Genomic DNA, 15,222 nt, shown 5'->3' on the forward strand with positions numbered 1-15,222 from the left:
AAAGGTGACGGAACAGAAGATGAGCCCGCAGGCTATCGAGGTGCGTGGCGCGCGCGTGCACAACCTCAAAGACATCGATATCGATATTCCACTGGGAAGGCTTGTGGGCATTGCCGGCGTGTCGGGCTCGGGCAAGAGTTCGCTGGCGCTGGGGGTTCTTTATGCCGAGGGCTCGCGTCGCTATCTTGAGGCGCTCAGCACCTATACCCGCCGTCGTCTGACGCAGGCCGAACACGCCCAGGTGGACGAGGTGCTGCACGTGCCGGCGGCGCTCGCATTGCATCAGCGCCCCAGCGTGCCGGGCGTGCGTTCTACCTTTGGCACCATGACCGAGCTCAACAATAGCCTGCGTCTGCTCTTTAGCCGTTGCGCCCATCACGTATGCCCGCATTGCGGGGCGCGTTTGGAGCCGAGCCTTAACGTGGCCGCAGGCCTGTCGCTCACGTGTCTGACATGCGGCCGCGAGTTCTACGCGCCGAGTGCCGAGGATTTGGCTTTCAATAGCGGCGGCGCGTGTCCCACTTGCGGCGGTACCGGCGTCATGCGCGAGGTGGACGAGGCGAGCCTGGTACCCGACGAGTCAAAGACTATCAACGAAGGCGCGGTGCTTCCCTGGGGCACGCTTATGTGGGATCTGATGAAGCAGGTGGCTGGCGAGATGGGCGTGCGCACCGACGTGCCGTTTAATCAGCTCACGCCTCAAGAGCGCGACATCGTGTTTCACGGCCCCGCGGTTAAGAAGCACATTCTTTACGTTCCCAAAAACGGCGAGGGTGCCACGCCGCTCGACTTCACCTATTACAACGCCGTCTATACCGTCGAGAATGCGCTCGCCAAGGTCAAGGACGATAAGGGCTTAAAACGCGTTGCGCGCTTTTTGCGCGAGGGCCCATGCCGTGATTGCGACGGTACGCGTCTCTCCGAGGCTGCGCGCCAGCCCCAGGTGCGCGGTATCAATCTGTCACAGGCGGCGGCCATGACGCTTGGTGATGCGATTGAGTGGGTGCGCGGGGTGCCCGCATCCTTGCCGCCCGAGATGCGGCCCATGGCAGCGGATATCTGCGATTCGTTTTTGGGCACGGCTCGTCGTCTGGTCGACCTGGGTCTCGATTACCTTTCGCTCGATCGCGCCGGTGCCACGCTCTCCACGGGTGAGCGTCAGCGCGTGCAGCTCGCCCGCGTGGTGCGCAACCGATCGACGGGTGTGCTTTATGTGCTGGACGAGCCCTCAATTGGCCTGCATCCTGCCAATGTCGACGGCTTGGTGGGTGTGATGCGCGACCTAGTGGGCGACGGCAACACCGTGGTTGTTGTCGACCACGATACGCGCGTGTTGGCGGAGGCTGATTATCTGGTTGAGATGGGCCCCGTTGCCGGAGCAGGCGGCGGCAATGTGATCGCCGCTGGTACGGTTGACGAGGTCGAACAATCGCAGGGCAGCCGCATCGCACCGTTTTTGCGCGCAGACCCCAAGCGTTTGCGCCCGCGGGTGGCTGACGACGAAATGTTCGATCAAGGCCATATCCGCATGGCGACCGATGCCATCCATACCGTCAACCCGCTCGAAGTCGATATACCGCGCGGCCGCCTTGTCACGGTGACGGGCGTTTCGGGTTCGGGCAAGACAACCCTGGTGCTCGAGACGCTCATCCCTGCACTCAAGGCTCAGGCAACTGGCGCGCGCCTGCCAAGCCATGTGCGCTGGGTCGACGCCGAGGGCATCGCACGCGCCAACCTGATTGACGCCACGCCCATCGGCGCCAACGTGCGCTCGACGGTGGCGACTTATGCCGACATCCATGACGAGCTGCGCCGCGCCTTCGCCCGTACGTCTGAGGCCAAGGCAGCCGGCTACAAGGCAGGCGCCTTTAGCTACAACACCGGCGCCTTGCGCTGCCCTACGTGCGACGGCACGGGCTCGATATCACTCGACGTGCAGTTTTTGCCCGATGTCGAGATCGTCTGCCCGGCATGTCGCGGCTCACGTTATGCAGACGCGGCTTCGCATATCCATCGCGAGGGCAAGGACGGGAGCTTGCTTACGTTGCCGCAGCTCATGGATATGAGTGTGGATGAGGCCATCGACGCCACACTGGGACTCAAGAAGGTTCAGACGCGCTTGCAGACCTTGCACGACCTGGGCTTGGGTTATCTCACGCTCGGTGAACCCACGCCGGCGCTTTCGGGCGGCGAGGCACAGCGTCTTAAGCTTGCGAGCGAGATGGGCCGCGTGCAGGACGATGCCGTATTCGTATTCGACGAGCCCACGATCGGCCTACATCCGCTCGATGTTCAGGTGTTGCTGAGTGTGTTCGACGGCCTTGTTGTCAAAGGCGCCACGGTTATCGTGATTGAACACGATCTCGACCTTATCCGTAACGCCGATTACGTGATCGACATGGGCCCGGGCGGTGGCGATGCGGGCGGGCAAATCGTCTGTGCCGGCACGCCGGGGGACATCGCGGCCTGCTCCAAGAGCATTACCGGACGTTATCTATAACCGAATGCGACAAAGGGACAGTCCCTTTGCCTCATTGATACCTATTTCACGCATTGAGCTGCGAGATAGTCGCGGAAGAATGGCAATTCAAATGCGACGAGCCCTCGTCCTCGCTCCCCGATGATGCCGGCGTCTATCATGCGGCGTCGGTAGCGGGAGACCTGCTGCGGCGAACGCTTAAGGCGCTCGACAAGGTCAGCGGTGGTGGACTCTTCCTCGTCATCGAGCATGGCGATGAGGAATCGCTTGTCCTCTGCCGTGAGTTCCCGATAGGTTGCCGCGAGGATTCGGTCGTCCATCTCGTCGCGCGCGATTTTGATTCCCAGGTCAAAGTCGCGTGACGAGATTTCCTTCGAATCGCTTGTGAGGTCCCAGGCACGGTAGCCTACGAGTTGCAATAGGAAGGGAAAACCAGAGATCGAGCGAACGGCTCGATCGATTCCCTCAGCATCTGCCAGGCGATCGTTTTCCTGGATTGTGCGAATCAAGGCCTCGCGCACGTCATAGTCGGCAATGCGGCCCAGATGATATTGTTGGGCGCGGCGAAGGAACGAGACCGTCTTGTGGTTCAGTAGCGTCGATACGTTGTTGGGAAGTCCCGCCATGAGCAGAGCGACGCGTTTCCCATCGGTCACAAAGTGCTGATACGTCGCTGCGAGCTGAATCATCTCGTTGAGTGTCGGGTCCACCTCGTCAACCGTGACGAGCAGACCGGTGTCCGCCTCGTTGAGCTGGTCGATGATGTCGCTCATGCGATAACGCCAGGTTGAGGCATCGTGAACGCGACTGACCTCGATGCTGCCGAGCGGTGCAATTCCGAGACCGGTGACTTCGAAGTGGTTGGACGGGTCGATAAGATGGCCGGCAGCACGTTTCGCCCCGAGCTCGATTTCCTCAAGCATTCCCGGGAGCGCGGTCGTCTTTACGGCAATCCAGCCGTGGGATTCCGCCCTTGTCGCGAGCGACGACATGAGAGCGGTTTTACCGGTTCCACGCGCGCCTGAGAAGATCGAGGTTAATTCTGGGCGCCTGCGCTGGCTCAAGAAGGCACGGTCCAAATCCCGAATAATCTGTTGTCTGCCAGCGAGATGGGCAGGAACTTCGCCAAAGCTAGGGGTAAACGGGTTTTCGAGGTATTCCACAATGCCCTCCTTTAGCGTCTCGGGTTAATTTCATTTTATTCTAGTTAATCTCAATTAAAAACGATTAATTTCATTTCAAAGCATAAGGTTGGCGTCGTGCGTTATCGAAGCGGTGCTTGAATAGCTTACGTTGGAGCTCGAAAATGGGTTCAACCCATTCGCGAAATTTGCACGCCCTATTGTGAGTGGGCTCTCAGATGAGCTGAAGCTGCCATCGTGCGGCTGATAGGGGCAATCATGAAAAACAGAATCTATGGGTATGCTCGAGTTTCGTCAGCAGATCAGAACCTGGATCGCCAACTGGATGCGCTGGAGCGGTTTCCGGTCCAAACGAATTTGATCTATGCTGACAAAGCGAGCGGAAAGGACTTCAGGCGTCCTCAGTACCGGCGTCTTCTTCGTCGTCTGCGCGAAGGGGACGTTCTGGTGATTAAGAGTATCGATCGATTGGGTCGCGACTACCGTGAAGTTCTCGATGAATGGCGTCGCCTAACGACGGACAAACACGTTGCCATCGTGGTGCTCGATATGCCATTGCTTGATACACGCGAACAACCCAATGGAATTACGGGGACTTTTATTGCCGATCTAGTGCTTCAGGTTTTGAGCTACGTGGCTCAGGTGGAGCGCGAAAACATAAAGCAGCGCCAGGCGGAGGGTATCGCGTCGGCGCGTCTGCGGGGTGTGAGATTTGGGAGACCGACGCTCGAACGTCCGGATAACTACCGCGATGTCATCAAATCATTCGAAGGAGGTGAGGTTACGAGGCAAGAGGCCGCAATGCTTTTGAACGTTAGCGCATCGACGTTTGATCGTTGGAGACGGGCGGACGCGAACGGATATGACCGTTCGCCGTCTGCCCGTCCTCTTTAGCTAGACATTTTGACGAGGGGAGTTTATTGCACAGGGCCCACTCCTTCCCTCGATGTTTATCCAGTTCACGCCCTTGAATCAAATAGTGCCACCGCGTCGCCAATTCGTCTGCTATTTGACGAGGGGGGGTTAAACGACTACCAAAGGATATGTAATGAAGAAAAAGTTATTTACGGCAGTTCTGGCTTTTAGCGCGGCGGCGCTAATCGGCATTTCTCTACCACTCGGAATTACGGGTCGCGGCTGGAGTCCGACATGCGCATTTGCAGCGACTAAGAAAAGTGGAAAGAAGCCAAAGCCAGGTAAGAAGGATTCAGTAAAAATCGATCAACTAAACTGGAGCGTCTCAGAAGGCGTTGTTGATGGCGTCGAGATGATGACATTTGAATATGACAATAAATCGAGCTTCGATATTGCTCAGTTCACTATTCAGTTTGAGCCGAAAGGGGAGTTGACTGACGAACAGAAACTTCTGTTTACTGACGTTTTTGATGAGGAAGAGGCTGCGCACGATTATTCAACGCTGAAAATGACGGCGGATAGCCAGCGAATCGTCGAGAAGCGAGAATCGGTTGATAGCGTTCCGTGCATTACCCATGGTGACTATGTCGCCAATGCCCAGCAGAATCAATATGACCTGATGGAGCCTTCAGTGGCGACTATTGCCTATCTAGGCGGCGATGGAAAGATATATCTCGAGTACTATAGTTTCAAGTCGAAAACCTATACGACTTCATCAAAGGGCGGTGTCAAGGCGTATGACTGGCCAACAAAAGCCCTTGCAAAATCCTTGCCGAAGCCTGACTGCCCTATCGTTTATACGTCGTTAGACGAAAAAGACTGCCTTTCGTTTGTCGCATTTGGCATCGATCGTGATGGGTACGACAAATACATCAAAGCTTGCAAGAAAAAGGGATACAAGGACATCGAATATTCGTATGACAGCAGTTTTTGCGCAAAGGATAAAAAGGGACGGGAACTGATGATCGGATATAGCGACCGAGATCAGCGGATGGACGTCAGCGTTTCAGTTGATTAACGTGGGCATATGATCGAATGATCAACGCGTTATGATGCCTATGTATGGATTGGGGCGCCGGCCTATGGTCTGTGCCCCAATCTTTCTAAAGTTACGTGCAGCAGAATAGGTATTAAATTAACGTATGAATGTGTATTTATATTATGTTGGATTTAAGTCCTTCCTTTCTGAATTGGTTGACATCAAAACCCAATATAAATGAATTGAGTCCGTAATTACCCTGAGGACAACTGGAGGACAAGGGCTAAATGAGCGTTTCCAATCCGTTTAAAACAATTGGCCAGAAGATAATTGTCGCCCTATTGGCGTTAGGCTTGATTGCAGCTTGCGGCGGCTGCGTGTACCTGTGGTTGACGCGCGATCAGACCGTTATAAGCGATGATTCGATTCGGGAAGAAATTAAGCCGGTAACGAAGTTGCTTACCTACGAATACGATTTTACTCAGGTTCTATATATTGACGATGCAGGGAATCCGTTTGGTTTTAACAACCCATTTACTACTAAGCGATATGTAGCGACCATCGATGGCAAGGCGGATATCGGCCTGAACGTAGACGATGAGAACCTGAAGGTCAAAGTCCATCGTTCGAAAAACAACGAGTCGGTAATAAAATCTGTTAATGTTACGCTTCCGCATTCCGAGATCGTGACGTTGTCAACGGATCCGAACTCGCTTAAAAAGTACGTTGAGGACAATGGTTTTCTTAATTGGAATCAGGTCAGTACGGACGATTTAAATAAATTGCTTCAGCAGGCTGATAAGGACCAGAGGCAAAAGGTTCAAGAAAGTGGCATGCTGGAAAAATCTGATGAACGTGCAGTAAAACTGGTGAAAAAGCAGGTGTCGACGTTCTGTGGTCCAGACGTAAGGGTCAATGTCGAATTCGAAGATTAATATCTACCTTTGAAATCAAATTACTGATTCAGCTGAATGCCCGCTATCGCGATGCCTTACGTTGCGATAGCGGGCATCTCTGATTTCGTTTGAAGGGTGTCAATGTGACAATTGTCCGATATGACAACGAGACTGTCCCTTTGTCACATTCCCGGAAAGCCTGTTTGGCGCAGGGCTTCGTAGAGGACGATGGCGGCGCTGTTGGAGAGGTTGAGTGCGCTGATGCGGTAGTCGTCCGGATTGACGAAGTTGCCGCAAATATCCTGCTGAAGGATGGCCTCGTGGCTGTCCTCGGTATGCCCCAGCGATTCCTCGTGGGCTTCCCAGGCCTCGGCGTTATCGAGTGAGTCGCAATCGCGCAGCATCGGGATGCGCTCGCAGCGCTCGGACGCCGCGGCGAGTAGCTCCTCGGGAATCCCTGAGCTCTCGCTGCCAAAGACCAAGTAGTCGCCATCGCGGTAGGTACTTTGCGCATAGGTGCGGCGTGCCTTTTTGGTCAGCAGATGCAGGCGCTCGTCGGCGGGGGAGAGGCCGTTGCGGGCAAGGAAATCCTCCCAGCCGGCATAGGTTGTCACGTCCAAGTTTTGCCAGTAGCCCAGGCCGGCGCGACGCACCGTCTTGTCATCGAGCGAAAAGCCCAGCGGCTCCACCAGATGCAGGCGGGCGCCGGTAACCACGCAGGTGCGGCCGATATTGCCCGTATTGGCCGGAATCTCGGGCGCGTACAGCACAATGTTGAACATGACTCTCCTTGGCTCAGAACGAAAAACCACCACGAAGGGCACCTTCGTGGTGGTTTGGCGGTTGCGTAGGCGGAAAAATGCCCGCTTGGATAAACCTAGGCGCGGTGCCAGTCGGTCAGGCAGGCATCGAGGGAGGCGATGAGCGCATCCTTGTCCATGTGACGGCCGATGATGCACAGGCTCGTCATACGGTCGCCCGTCTCGTCGTCCCAAATCTGCATGATCTCGGGGTTCTCGTCGATGATCTTCTGCTTCTCGCCCTCGGGCGCGGAGTCAACGAACAGACCGTTCTCCATCAGGCGCATCTGGTGGCCGGCCTGCTCAAACATGTAGCACATGTCCGGATCGCCGGTCTGCCACAGCGGACCCTTGACGCGAATGACCTCGTCGGGCCACTCCTGCTCAACAAAATCGGTGAACTTCTGCAGGTCAAACGGCTTGCGGCGCGAGTACACAAAGGTCTCGATGTCGTACTCGAGCACCTCGGGGTCGTCGTGCTCCTCGGGATGCTCCATGGCCTCGATCCAGGCGGCGGAGTTGTAGGCGCGCATAAAGTCGAAGCGGTCGGTGTCGAGCAGCTCCTCCATGGGGACCTCGCCGTTTTGAGCCTCGACGATCACGGCGTCCTTCTGCAGGCTGCGCACGATGGCCTTGAGCTCGGCGATCTGCTCAGGGCTCACGGTATCGGTCTTGTTGAGAATCAGCGTGGAGCAGAACTCGATCTGCTGGATGAGCAGGCTCTCGATGTCGTCCTCGTCGATATCCTCTGCCAGCAGGTCGCGACCGCCGTTGAACTCGTCATACATGCGGGCGCAGTCGACCACGGCCACGATGTTGTCGAGCGCGAGCTTGGGCTCGCCGCCCACCTTGGCCTCGTCGCAGAAGCTCGAGATGGTGTAGGCGATGGGGATAGGCTCGCAAATACCCGATGCCTCGATGATGATGTAATCGAAGTTGCCCGAATCGGCGATGCCCTGCAGCTGGTTGGCCAGGTCATCCGAAAGCGTGCAGCAGATGCAGCCGTTGGTGAGCGGGATGAGGTCGTCGGTCTCGGAAAGACCGCCGTCGGCGATGAGGCTGGCGTCCACATTGATCTCGCCGATGTCGTTGACGATTACGGCGGCGCGGATGCCGCCGTCGTTAGCGAGGATGTGGTTGAGCAGCGTGGTCTTGCCGGCACCGAGGTATCCGGTAAGCATGATGATCTTCACGGGTTTGTTGGGCATGTGCCCTCCTTTGTTAGACATGGCTTACAGCTGAATCTTATGCCAAACGCCTGCTCTTATACCCACGCGCCGGCAAATAACACAAGCTACTCCCAGGCTCCCCATACATCGGGGCAATAACCGACGGTGGCCTTTTTGCCGTTGCGCACGATGGGCTCGGCTAGAACCTGCTGGTTCTCGAGCAGCTTGTCGAAGCGCTGGCTAGGGGTGAGGTGCTGGATGAGCGCGAGCGTCTCCTCGTCCTTGGCTTTGGGGTTGAGCAACTTGTCGATACCGCCGACCGCCTGCATCACGCTCGTGAGCTCGCCCTTGCTCATCTCCTTTTCCTTAAGGTCAATTAACTGCACCTTAATGCGGCGCTCCTTAAAATAGCGCTGGGCCTTTTTGGTGTCGAACGACTTCTTGGTGCCAAAAATTTGCACGTTCACTTATCGGCTCCCGTTCTAACGAATGAAGTTGGTGCGCTCGCGATCGGCTTCGGGGACTTCGATGCCGGCGGCCTGTCCTGCCTCGATACAATGCAGGAGCCAGGCCATGTTCTTGCCGATGTTGCGCATGGTGGCCAGACCCTCGGCGTCCTGGGCGGCCTCGCCAGGCATGGCGCCAAACACGTTGTTCCAGTACGTGGAGGCGACCACGGGCATCTGGTTGATGGTGAAGTACTTGTTGAGCACGTCGAAGGTGGTCGACGTGCCGCCGCGACGGGCGACGGCGACGGCAGCGCCCGGCTTGTGTGCAAAGGCTTTGCCTCCGGCATAGAATGCGCGATCGAGTGCCGAGAGGATGCGGCCGCTGGGGTGCGCGTAGTAGACAGGCGAGCCAAAGACAAAGCCGTCAGCCTGTTCGGCTGCAGCGATCAGCTCGTTGACCACGTCGTCGTCAAAGGTGCAGCGACCGTTAAGCTTGCCACACTGGCCGCAGCCGATGCAGTCGCGAATGGGCTTGGCGCCCAGCTGAAATACCTCACTATCGATGCCTTCGGCTTTAAGCTGCTCTGCAATCTCGGCGAGCGCCCGGGCGGTGTTTCCGTTTGCCTTGGGACTGCCGTTGACCAAAAGAACCTTCATCGCAAACTCCCTCTGCTGTCGGTGACTTCTGCAGAGGATTATCGCACGATGGGGGAGGCGGTGTGGGCGCGGTGCTAATCCAGTTTGGTACCTGGCACCTGCACGGCTTTCCCGAGCAACGCTTTGAGCTCGTTCAAAATCGAAACGGGCTGACGGTCGACGCCGTCCAGATGGAGCGTGGCCACGCGAATGGGCGGCTGATATTCAAATGGGCCAAAGAGCACGGGCGAACCCAGGAACCGCTCGATTTCCTCTGCAATCGCATCGGTTTCTTCGGGATCAAAGTCGTCGAAAAGAGCCACGAACATCGGCCCCGTCGAGCGGAACATACGACCCTTACCGCGCGAGCATTCCACCAGACAGGCGGCACATTCTGCCAAAACGCGGTCGCCCGCATCAAAGCCAAAGCGGGCATTGACCTGAGCGATATCGTCGATTTTGATGGCGATCAAACCAGCCTTGCGCGCCACGCGACGCATTTCGCCAATGGCGTTGACCAGGGCGTGAATATCGCCCAAGCCGGTCACGGAATCGGTCGTATCTGCCAAGCTTCGGTTGATGATAATGCCCACATACATGCCGGGCTCGGTATCGGTGCCGTCCAAGCGGTAGCCCGTGCAGTCGCAAAGCACGTATTTTCCGGTGGCATCCATTACGCGATACTGCATGTAGTGGAAGTGCCACGTGCCGTTTATCACCATGTCGAGCTCGACACGTACGTTGTCGCGGTCCTCGGGATGAACGCGGGCGAGCCACATGTCGAGTGAGTTAAAAGGGTGCTGGGAGGGCAGGTCAAAATCGCGCACGGCGTTAACCGACCATTGCGATTCTCCCGTATCGAGATTGAGGATAAACGGATAGCGCGTCTCGGAGCTCATGGAGATCGCTTGGAACACCCGGTCGTTGCAGGGAAGCTGATCGACGATTGGGCGTTGCGGCGCGTCATCGTCTTTCGGTTGCTGCACACGATGCATAAGCTTATAGCGATACATCTTGCGATCGGCATCCATTGTCATCTGGCGACGCGTGTCGCCAGCAAGTGGATCGACGCGCGAGCAGCCAAAGCTAAAGCTGCCGATCATGGGCGCCTTGCCACCTGAGCTCGCCTCGATCAGCCTGGTACGTACCTGCTCCAAGCGCTGCTCGAGTTCAATCTCGTTTGCGGAGAGCGAGATGAGCACAAACTCGTCTCCACCGATACGGAACAGCATCTCATCGTGCTCCATGGTTTCGGAGAGCGTGCGGCAGATGCTCAGAATATAGCGATTGCCTTCGGCGTGGCCAAACCTATCATTGCAATGCTTGAGATGGTCGATGTCAATATAGGCGCAGGTGAAGGGGTCGCCTTTGCGCCAGAGTTGCTCGACGTGACGGTCGAATCCGTTGCGGTTGCCCAAGTTGGTGAGCGGATCGATATAGGCGTTGCGCTCAAGCAGCTGGCGCTCTTGTTGCAGGATGGCATGCGTCTTTTGCAGTTGCTCGCCAACGGCGCGTAGCCCAGCAGGCAGCGCGGCAACATCGAGTTCGGCGGTCGAGACGCCGTTCGCAAGTCGCTGAAGATAGGCAATAATCGATTGCTCGCCCAGGCGATACGACTCGTTCATGATGGATAACCTCCTTGGGCGGAACAACGGTTTGTATCATATCCCCAATTCGGTTTGAATTGGGGATATAAGTTAGCTAATGGAGACAAATATCCCCTTCGACGGTGGCGTTTTGCGCGCGAGCGTATCAGTTGTTATTGCCGCCATCGAGCAATGCCTCAAAATCCTTCGCCTGCATGGGGCGGTAGTAGAGGAAGCCCTGAGCGTAGCGGGCGCCCATTTGTCGTAGCATGTTCGCCTGCTCATTTGTCTCGACGCCTTCGACCACGACGGGCAGATGGAGCGACTGCGCCATTTCGAGCATCGATGAAATGATTTGCGTGCTGCGGCCTTGATCGCGGTCGGTGGGCACAAAGGTGCGGTCGAGCTTGATGACGTCGACGTTGACGTTCTTGAGCATCGCGAGCGTGGACTGGCCGGTGCCAAAATCGTCCATGTAGGTCGAGAAGCCACGGGTGTGCAGATCCGCGGTCAGCTTATCCACGGCCTCGGACTCTCCGGTATAGGCGGTCTCGGTGATCTCGATGTGCATGAGTTCGGGCGGCAGGTTGTACTGGGCGGCGAGCGACCCCATATGCTCGGCGACATCGCAGGCAAGAATGTCTACGCGCGACACATTGAGGGAAATCGGAACCACGCGAAGTCCTCGATTGAGGCGCTCGCGGAGCCACATGGCGACGCCCTGCCAAACATATTTGTCGAGCGTCACTACAAAGCCGCTTTCCTCGAGTGCGGGGATAAACGTTGCGGGCGAAATGAGAGAGCCGTCCTTGTTAATCCAGCGGGTGAGTGCTTCGGCGCCAATAATCTCGCCGGTTTCCATATCGACCTGGGGCTGAAGATAGTACGTGATGCGACCATTTGACAGCGCGTACTGGAATTCGGTCAGCGTGCGGTTGAACACGATTTCGCGCTTGTACTCCTCGGGGCAAAAAATGGCAATGCGCTCCTTAAAGTCGTTTTTTGCGCGCCGATTGGTAAACATGGCCTTTGCCTGCGCATCGATGGTGATCTCCTCATTGGAATCGATGGGGTAAACGCCCATGGACGGCCAAAAACCTACGCCGCCATCATACCTGGCTACTGCCTCGCGAACGCGGTTGTAGATTTGATGGACGGTGATGTGCTTAAAGGGGATGAGTACGCAAAAGTCATCTTGGCCCCAGTACCCTGCGACGCCCATGTCGGCATTCTCGATGTCCTTGAGGACCGTGCCCACATCGGCAAGCAGGCGGTCGCCTTCGGCCTGTCCATACCATTCGTTAAACAGGCGCATGTGGCCCATGTCGACCGTGGCGATGCACCAGGCGCCGTCGCGTCTTGCCTCGAGAAAAGCGTTGGCGCGCCGCATAAACTCGCTGGGTCGATAGAGACCCGTGAGCGAGTCGATACGTTCGGCGATGGCGCTTTTGCGCTCAGCCTCGGGTATGGGGAGGCTGTCGTTGGGAACAAGCCCGCCGGCCGTGCGAAGGCGACGGTTGAGTTCGCCTAAAACGGCGGTCGCTTGATGGGTTAAGTGCTCGTAAAAGGCCGGGACGACAAGGCAGACGGGAGTAATGGTGTCGCCTGCGATTCGAACAGGAGCGAAAACGGCCTCTTTAAGGTGGCGGGTCAGTTGCTCGAATGCCTCGTGGTCTAGGTTGTTGCTGAGCACGACGAACTGAACGCTTCGTGAACGGTAGACCCGGCTCCTGCCGCGAGTGATCGACAGCATACGGCCTGCGTATTCGGCAAGCATGTTGTCGACGGCCTCGGCCCCGTAGAGCTCGTTGAGCTTTGTCGTGCTACGAACGCGCACCGCTATAAGCCCTGTCTCGCAACGATCGCGGCGGCAGGCGTCGATGGCGTTGGCCAGCATGCGCTGCGTTCCGAGGCCTGTGGCGGCGTCGACGGTTTCGGCAAGTGAGTGGTTGACGAGCTCGCCGACATAGAGCGAGGGGACATTTCCGTCGCCGTCGATACGAAACCCGCGAGCACGGCAAAGGACGTAGTCGCCGACGGCGTTGCGCACACGATACTGCATGACGCGACGGTGCTTGGTGCCGTTGTAGACTTGGTCGATGTCGTTGATGCAGGCCTCAAGGTCGTCGGGATGGACGCGCGTTTTCCAGTAATCGCGACAGTTGTCTATGTGCTCCGAGGGAAGGCCAAGATCGCGCAAGGCACCTTGTGACCAAAGGGTGCGATGTTTGTCCAAGTTCTCGATAAAGAAATATCGGCCCTCATTGAGCATCGAAAAGGCGTCAAAAATTCGATCGCTTATTTCGAAGTCGTCGGCGTGAACTTGCGTGATATTGCGTCGATCGAGGTGCATGGCATGACGTAGCTTGTAGTCGTACATGCGATGGTCGGCATCGAGCGTCATGCGATTGGAAGCTTCGCCCAGGGCGGGGTCGGCATGTGACACTCCGTAGCTAAACGAGTGGGGCATCTCGGAATCGTTGTTTTTGAGCAGAACCGTTCGGCAGTGTTTCAGACGTTCGGCGAGGTCGTCCTCGGTTGCAATCGTAGATAGGATGGCAAACTCGTCGCCGCCTATGCGAAACGCCGCTTCGCCCACCTTCATATACAGATTAAGATAGAGACTTACCTGCAAGATATAGCGGTTGCCCTCGTCATGTCCAAAGACGTCGTTGCAGTGCTTGAGATTGTCGATATCGATGAACGCCATGGTAACGGGGGCGTCCTGCTCCCAGAGCTCCTCGAGGGAACGGGCAAAGCCGCCACGGTTGCCAAGCCCGGTAAGCTGGTCGGTAAAGGCGGTCCTGATCAGATCCTCCTGCCGCTCGAGAAGGTCGCGGACGGTCTTTTCGAGCGTTTCGGTGTAATTGCTGACAGTTTCCATGTTCTAAGTGGCTTTCTGAGGTCGGGGCGGATTGCGTCGGGCGAGCTCGTTGTGTACACGCGTCGTTGCTCAGCGCTTTGCATGTATCCAGGCCCCCGCCTTGCCGCGTTGTTGAGTTAATTTGCCGGCTAATGTTCGCTGTTGATAACAGCTGAGTAGTGTAAACAATAGTGCACAATTATATATGGGTGCACATGCTGTGGGCGGCTATTGTTCGACAAGCGGTAGCGCGACGATGCGATGTTCGATAAAAATGCGACTGGGACGATATATGTTGACGGGTATACTTGTCCCGTTTGAATTTGTGGGGACGGAGATGGTCGCATGGCACAGTCAAATACGACGCGCACGGTGGGGCTGGCACTCGAGGGAGGCGGCTACCGCGGTATGTATACGGCGGGCGTGCTCGACGTTTGGATGGAGCACGGCTTAACTTGCGACCATATGGTGGGTGTCTCGGCGGGCGCGGCGTTTGGCTACAACTTTAAATCGCGCCAGATCGGCCGCGCCATTCGCTATAACAAGGCCTATTGTGCCGATAAGCGCTATGCGGGTGTAGCAAGCTGGCTGCGGACCGGCGATATGTTCAATGCCGATTTTGCCTATCACGAGGTGCCCATCGAGCGCGATCCCATCGATTTGGAGACATATCGCGTCTGCCCCATGCGGTTTACGTGCGTGTGTACCGATATCGAGACGGGCAAGGCCGTCTACCACGACCTGCCCTATGGCGATGAGCACGATATCGAGTGGATCCGGGCGTCATCGGCGATTCCCGTGGCGACGCGCCCTGTCGCCATTGAGGGCCGTAAGTACCTGGATGGCGGCGTGGCTGATTCTATTCCCAGCGCATGGCTGTTTGCGCAGGGGTATGACCGTAATATCGTGGTACTCACGCAGCCGGCGGGCTTTGTAAAGCAGCCCAACAGCGTGATGCCCATGCTGCGTCGCGTGTTCCGTCACTATCCGGAGTTTGTCGCAGCGCTCGAGCATCGGCATGAGGTCTACAATGCCACGCTCGATGACCTGGCACGTCGCGAGGCCGCCGGCGAAATCTTTGTGGTGCGGCCGAGCGAATCGGTGAAGGTGCCGTCGCTGTGTCGCGAGCCCGATGAACTTGAGCGCATCTACCAGATTGGTCGCCGCGATGCGGAGGCGACTTTGCCGGCGTTGGAAGCGTATCTGGCGGGGTAAGGGTCGCATGTGGAAAGCGCATCCCGGAATGGAGGTCCAAACTGGGATGCGCTTTCCATTGCTGAAGATGTGAGGCTGCGAATCGGCTGCTCG

General features: G+C 57.0%; 12 protein-coding genes. 5 read left to right on the top strand and 7 right to left on the bottom strand.

All coding sequences use genetic code 11. The annotated features are described in order from the left end of the window. Window positions 1-4 precede the first annotated feature (4 nt). Complete coding sequence (locus AAAV44_RS04490; RefSeq protein WP_349114764.1) at window positions 5-2,500, top strand: excinuclease ABC subunit UvrA; 2,496 nt, start codon at window positions 5-7, stop codon at window positions 2,498-2,500. Between the two features lie 41 nt (window positions 2,501-2,541). Here the strand turns inward: AAAV44_RS04490 and AAAV44_RS04495 are convergent, their stop codons facing one another. Continuing rightward, window positions 2,542-3,471 (bottom strand): ATP-binding protein, encoded by a 930-nt coding sequence (locus AAAV44_RS04495; RefSeq protein WP_349114765.1) that lies wholly within the window; start codon window positions 3,469-3,471, stop codon window positions 2,542-2,544. 408 nt (window positions 3,472-3,879) lie between these two features. Here AAAV44_RS04495 and AAAV44_RS04500 point away from each other — a divergent pair, with 408 nt between their 5' ends. From AAAV44_RS04500 to AAAV44_RS04510, 3 genes are all read left to right on the top strand, one after another. Beyond that, window positions 3,880-4,515 carry a recombinase family protein gene (locus AAAV44_RS04500; RefSeq protein WP_349114766.1) on the top strand — a complete coding sequence of 212 codons (636 nt, stop codon included), beginning with the start codon at window positions 3,880-3,882 and terminating at the stop codon, window positions 4,513-4,515. 154 nt (window positions 4,516-4,669) lie between these two features. Further along, a complete protein-coding gene (locus tag AAAV44_RS04505) occupies window positions 4,670-5,554 on the top strand; it encodes a DUF6591 domain-containing protein (protein WP_349114767.1) in 885 nt (294 codons plus the stop codon). A gap of 248 nt (window positions 5,555-5,802) precedes the next feature. Beyond that, on the top strand, window positions 5,803-6,450 hold the full coding sequence (locus AAAV44_RS04510) for a DUF4230 domain-containing protein (protein ID WP_118267933.1): 648 nt from the start codon (window positions 5,803-5,805) through the stop codon (window positions 6,448-6,450). Window positions 6,451-6,593: 143 nt separating this feature from the next. On the opposite strand, the gene AAAV44_RS04515 is transcribed toward AAAV44_RS04510, so the two are convergent. From AAAV44_RS04515 to AAAV44_RS04540, 6 genes are all read right to left on the bottom strand, one after another. Continuing rightward, the gene (locus tag AAAV44_RS04515) at window positions 6,594-7,193 is read right to left on the bottom strand and encodes a tRNA (cytidine(34)-2'-O)-methyltransferase (RefSeq protein ID WP_349114768.1); all 600 of its coding nucleotides are present in this window, start codon (window positions 7,191-7,193) and stop codon (window positions 6,594-6,596) included. 95 nt (window positions 7,194-7,288) lie between these two features. Next, entirely contained in the window at window positions 7,289-8,419 is a 1,131-nt protein-coding gene (locus tag AAAV44_RS04520; RefSeq protein WP_035137003.1) for a GTP-binding protein, read from the bottom strand. A gap of 86 nt (window positions 8,420-8,505) precedes the next feature. Then, a complete protein-coding gene (locus tag AAAV44_RS04525) occupies window positions 8,506-8,847 on the bottom strand; it encodes an ArsC/Spx/MgsR family protein (protein WP_349114769.1) in 342 nt (113 codons plus the stop codon). A gap of 15 nt (window positions 8,848-8,862) precedes the next feature. Next, complete coding sequence (locus AAAV44_RS04530) at window positions 8,863-9,486, bottom strand: flavodoxin family protein (protein ID WP_349114770.1); 624 nt, start codon at window positions 9,484-9,486, stop codon at window positions 8,863-8,865. 74 nt (window positions 9,487-9,560) lie between these two features. After that, complete coding sequence (locus tag AAAV44_RS04535) at window positions 9,561-11,090, bottom strand: diguanylate cyclase (protein WP_152068414.1); 1,530 nt, start codon at window positions 11,088-11,090, stop codon at window positions 9,561-9,563. A 127-nt stretch (window positions 11,091-11,217) separates the two neighbouring features. Beyond that, on the bottom strand, window positions 11,218-13,935 hold the full coding sequence (locus tag AAAV44_RS04540; protein ID WP_349114771.1) for an EAL domain-containing protein: 2,718 nt from the start codon (window positions 13,933-13,935) through the stop codon (window positions 11,218-11,220). Window positions 13,936-14,259: 324 nt separating this feature from the next. Between AAAV44_RS04540 and AAAV44_RS04545 the strand changes: the two genes are divergently transcribed. Further along, on the top strand, window positions 14,260-15,129 hold the full coding sequence (locus AAAV44_RS04545; protein WP_349114772.1) for a patatin family protein: 870 nt from the start codon (window positions 14,260-14,262) through the stop codon (window positions 15,127-15,129). Window positions 15,130-15,222: the final 93 nt, after the last annotated feature.

It is taken from the genome of Collinsella sp. CLA-AP-H1 (genome assembly GCF_040092945.1).
GTDB lineage: Bacteria > Actinomycetota > Coriobacteriia > Coriobacteriales > Coriobacteriaceae > Collinsella.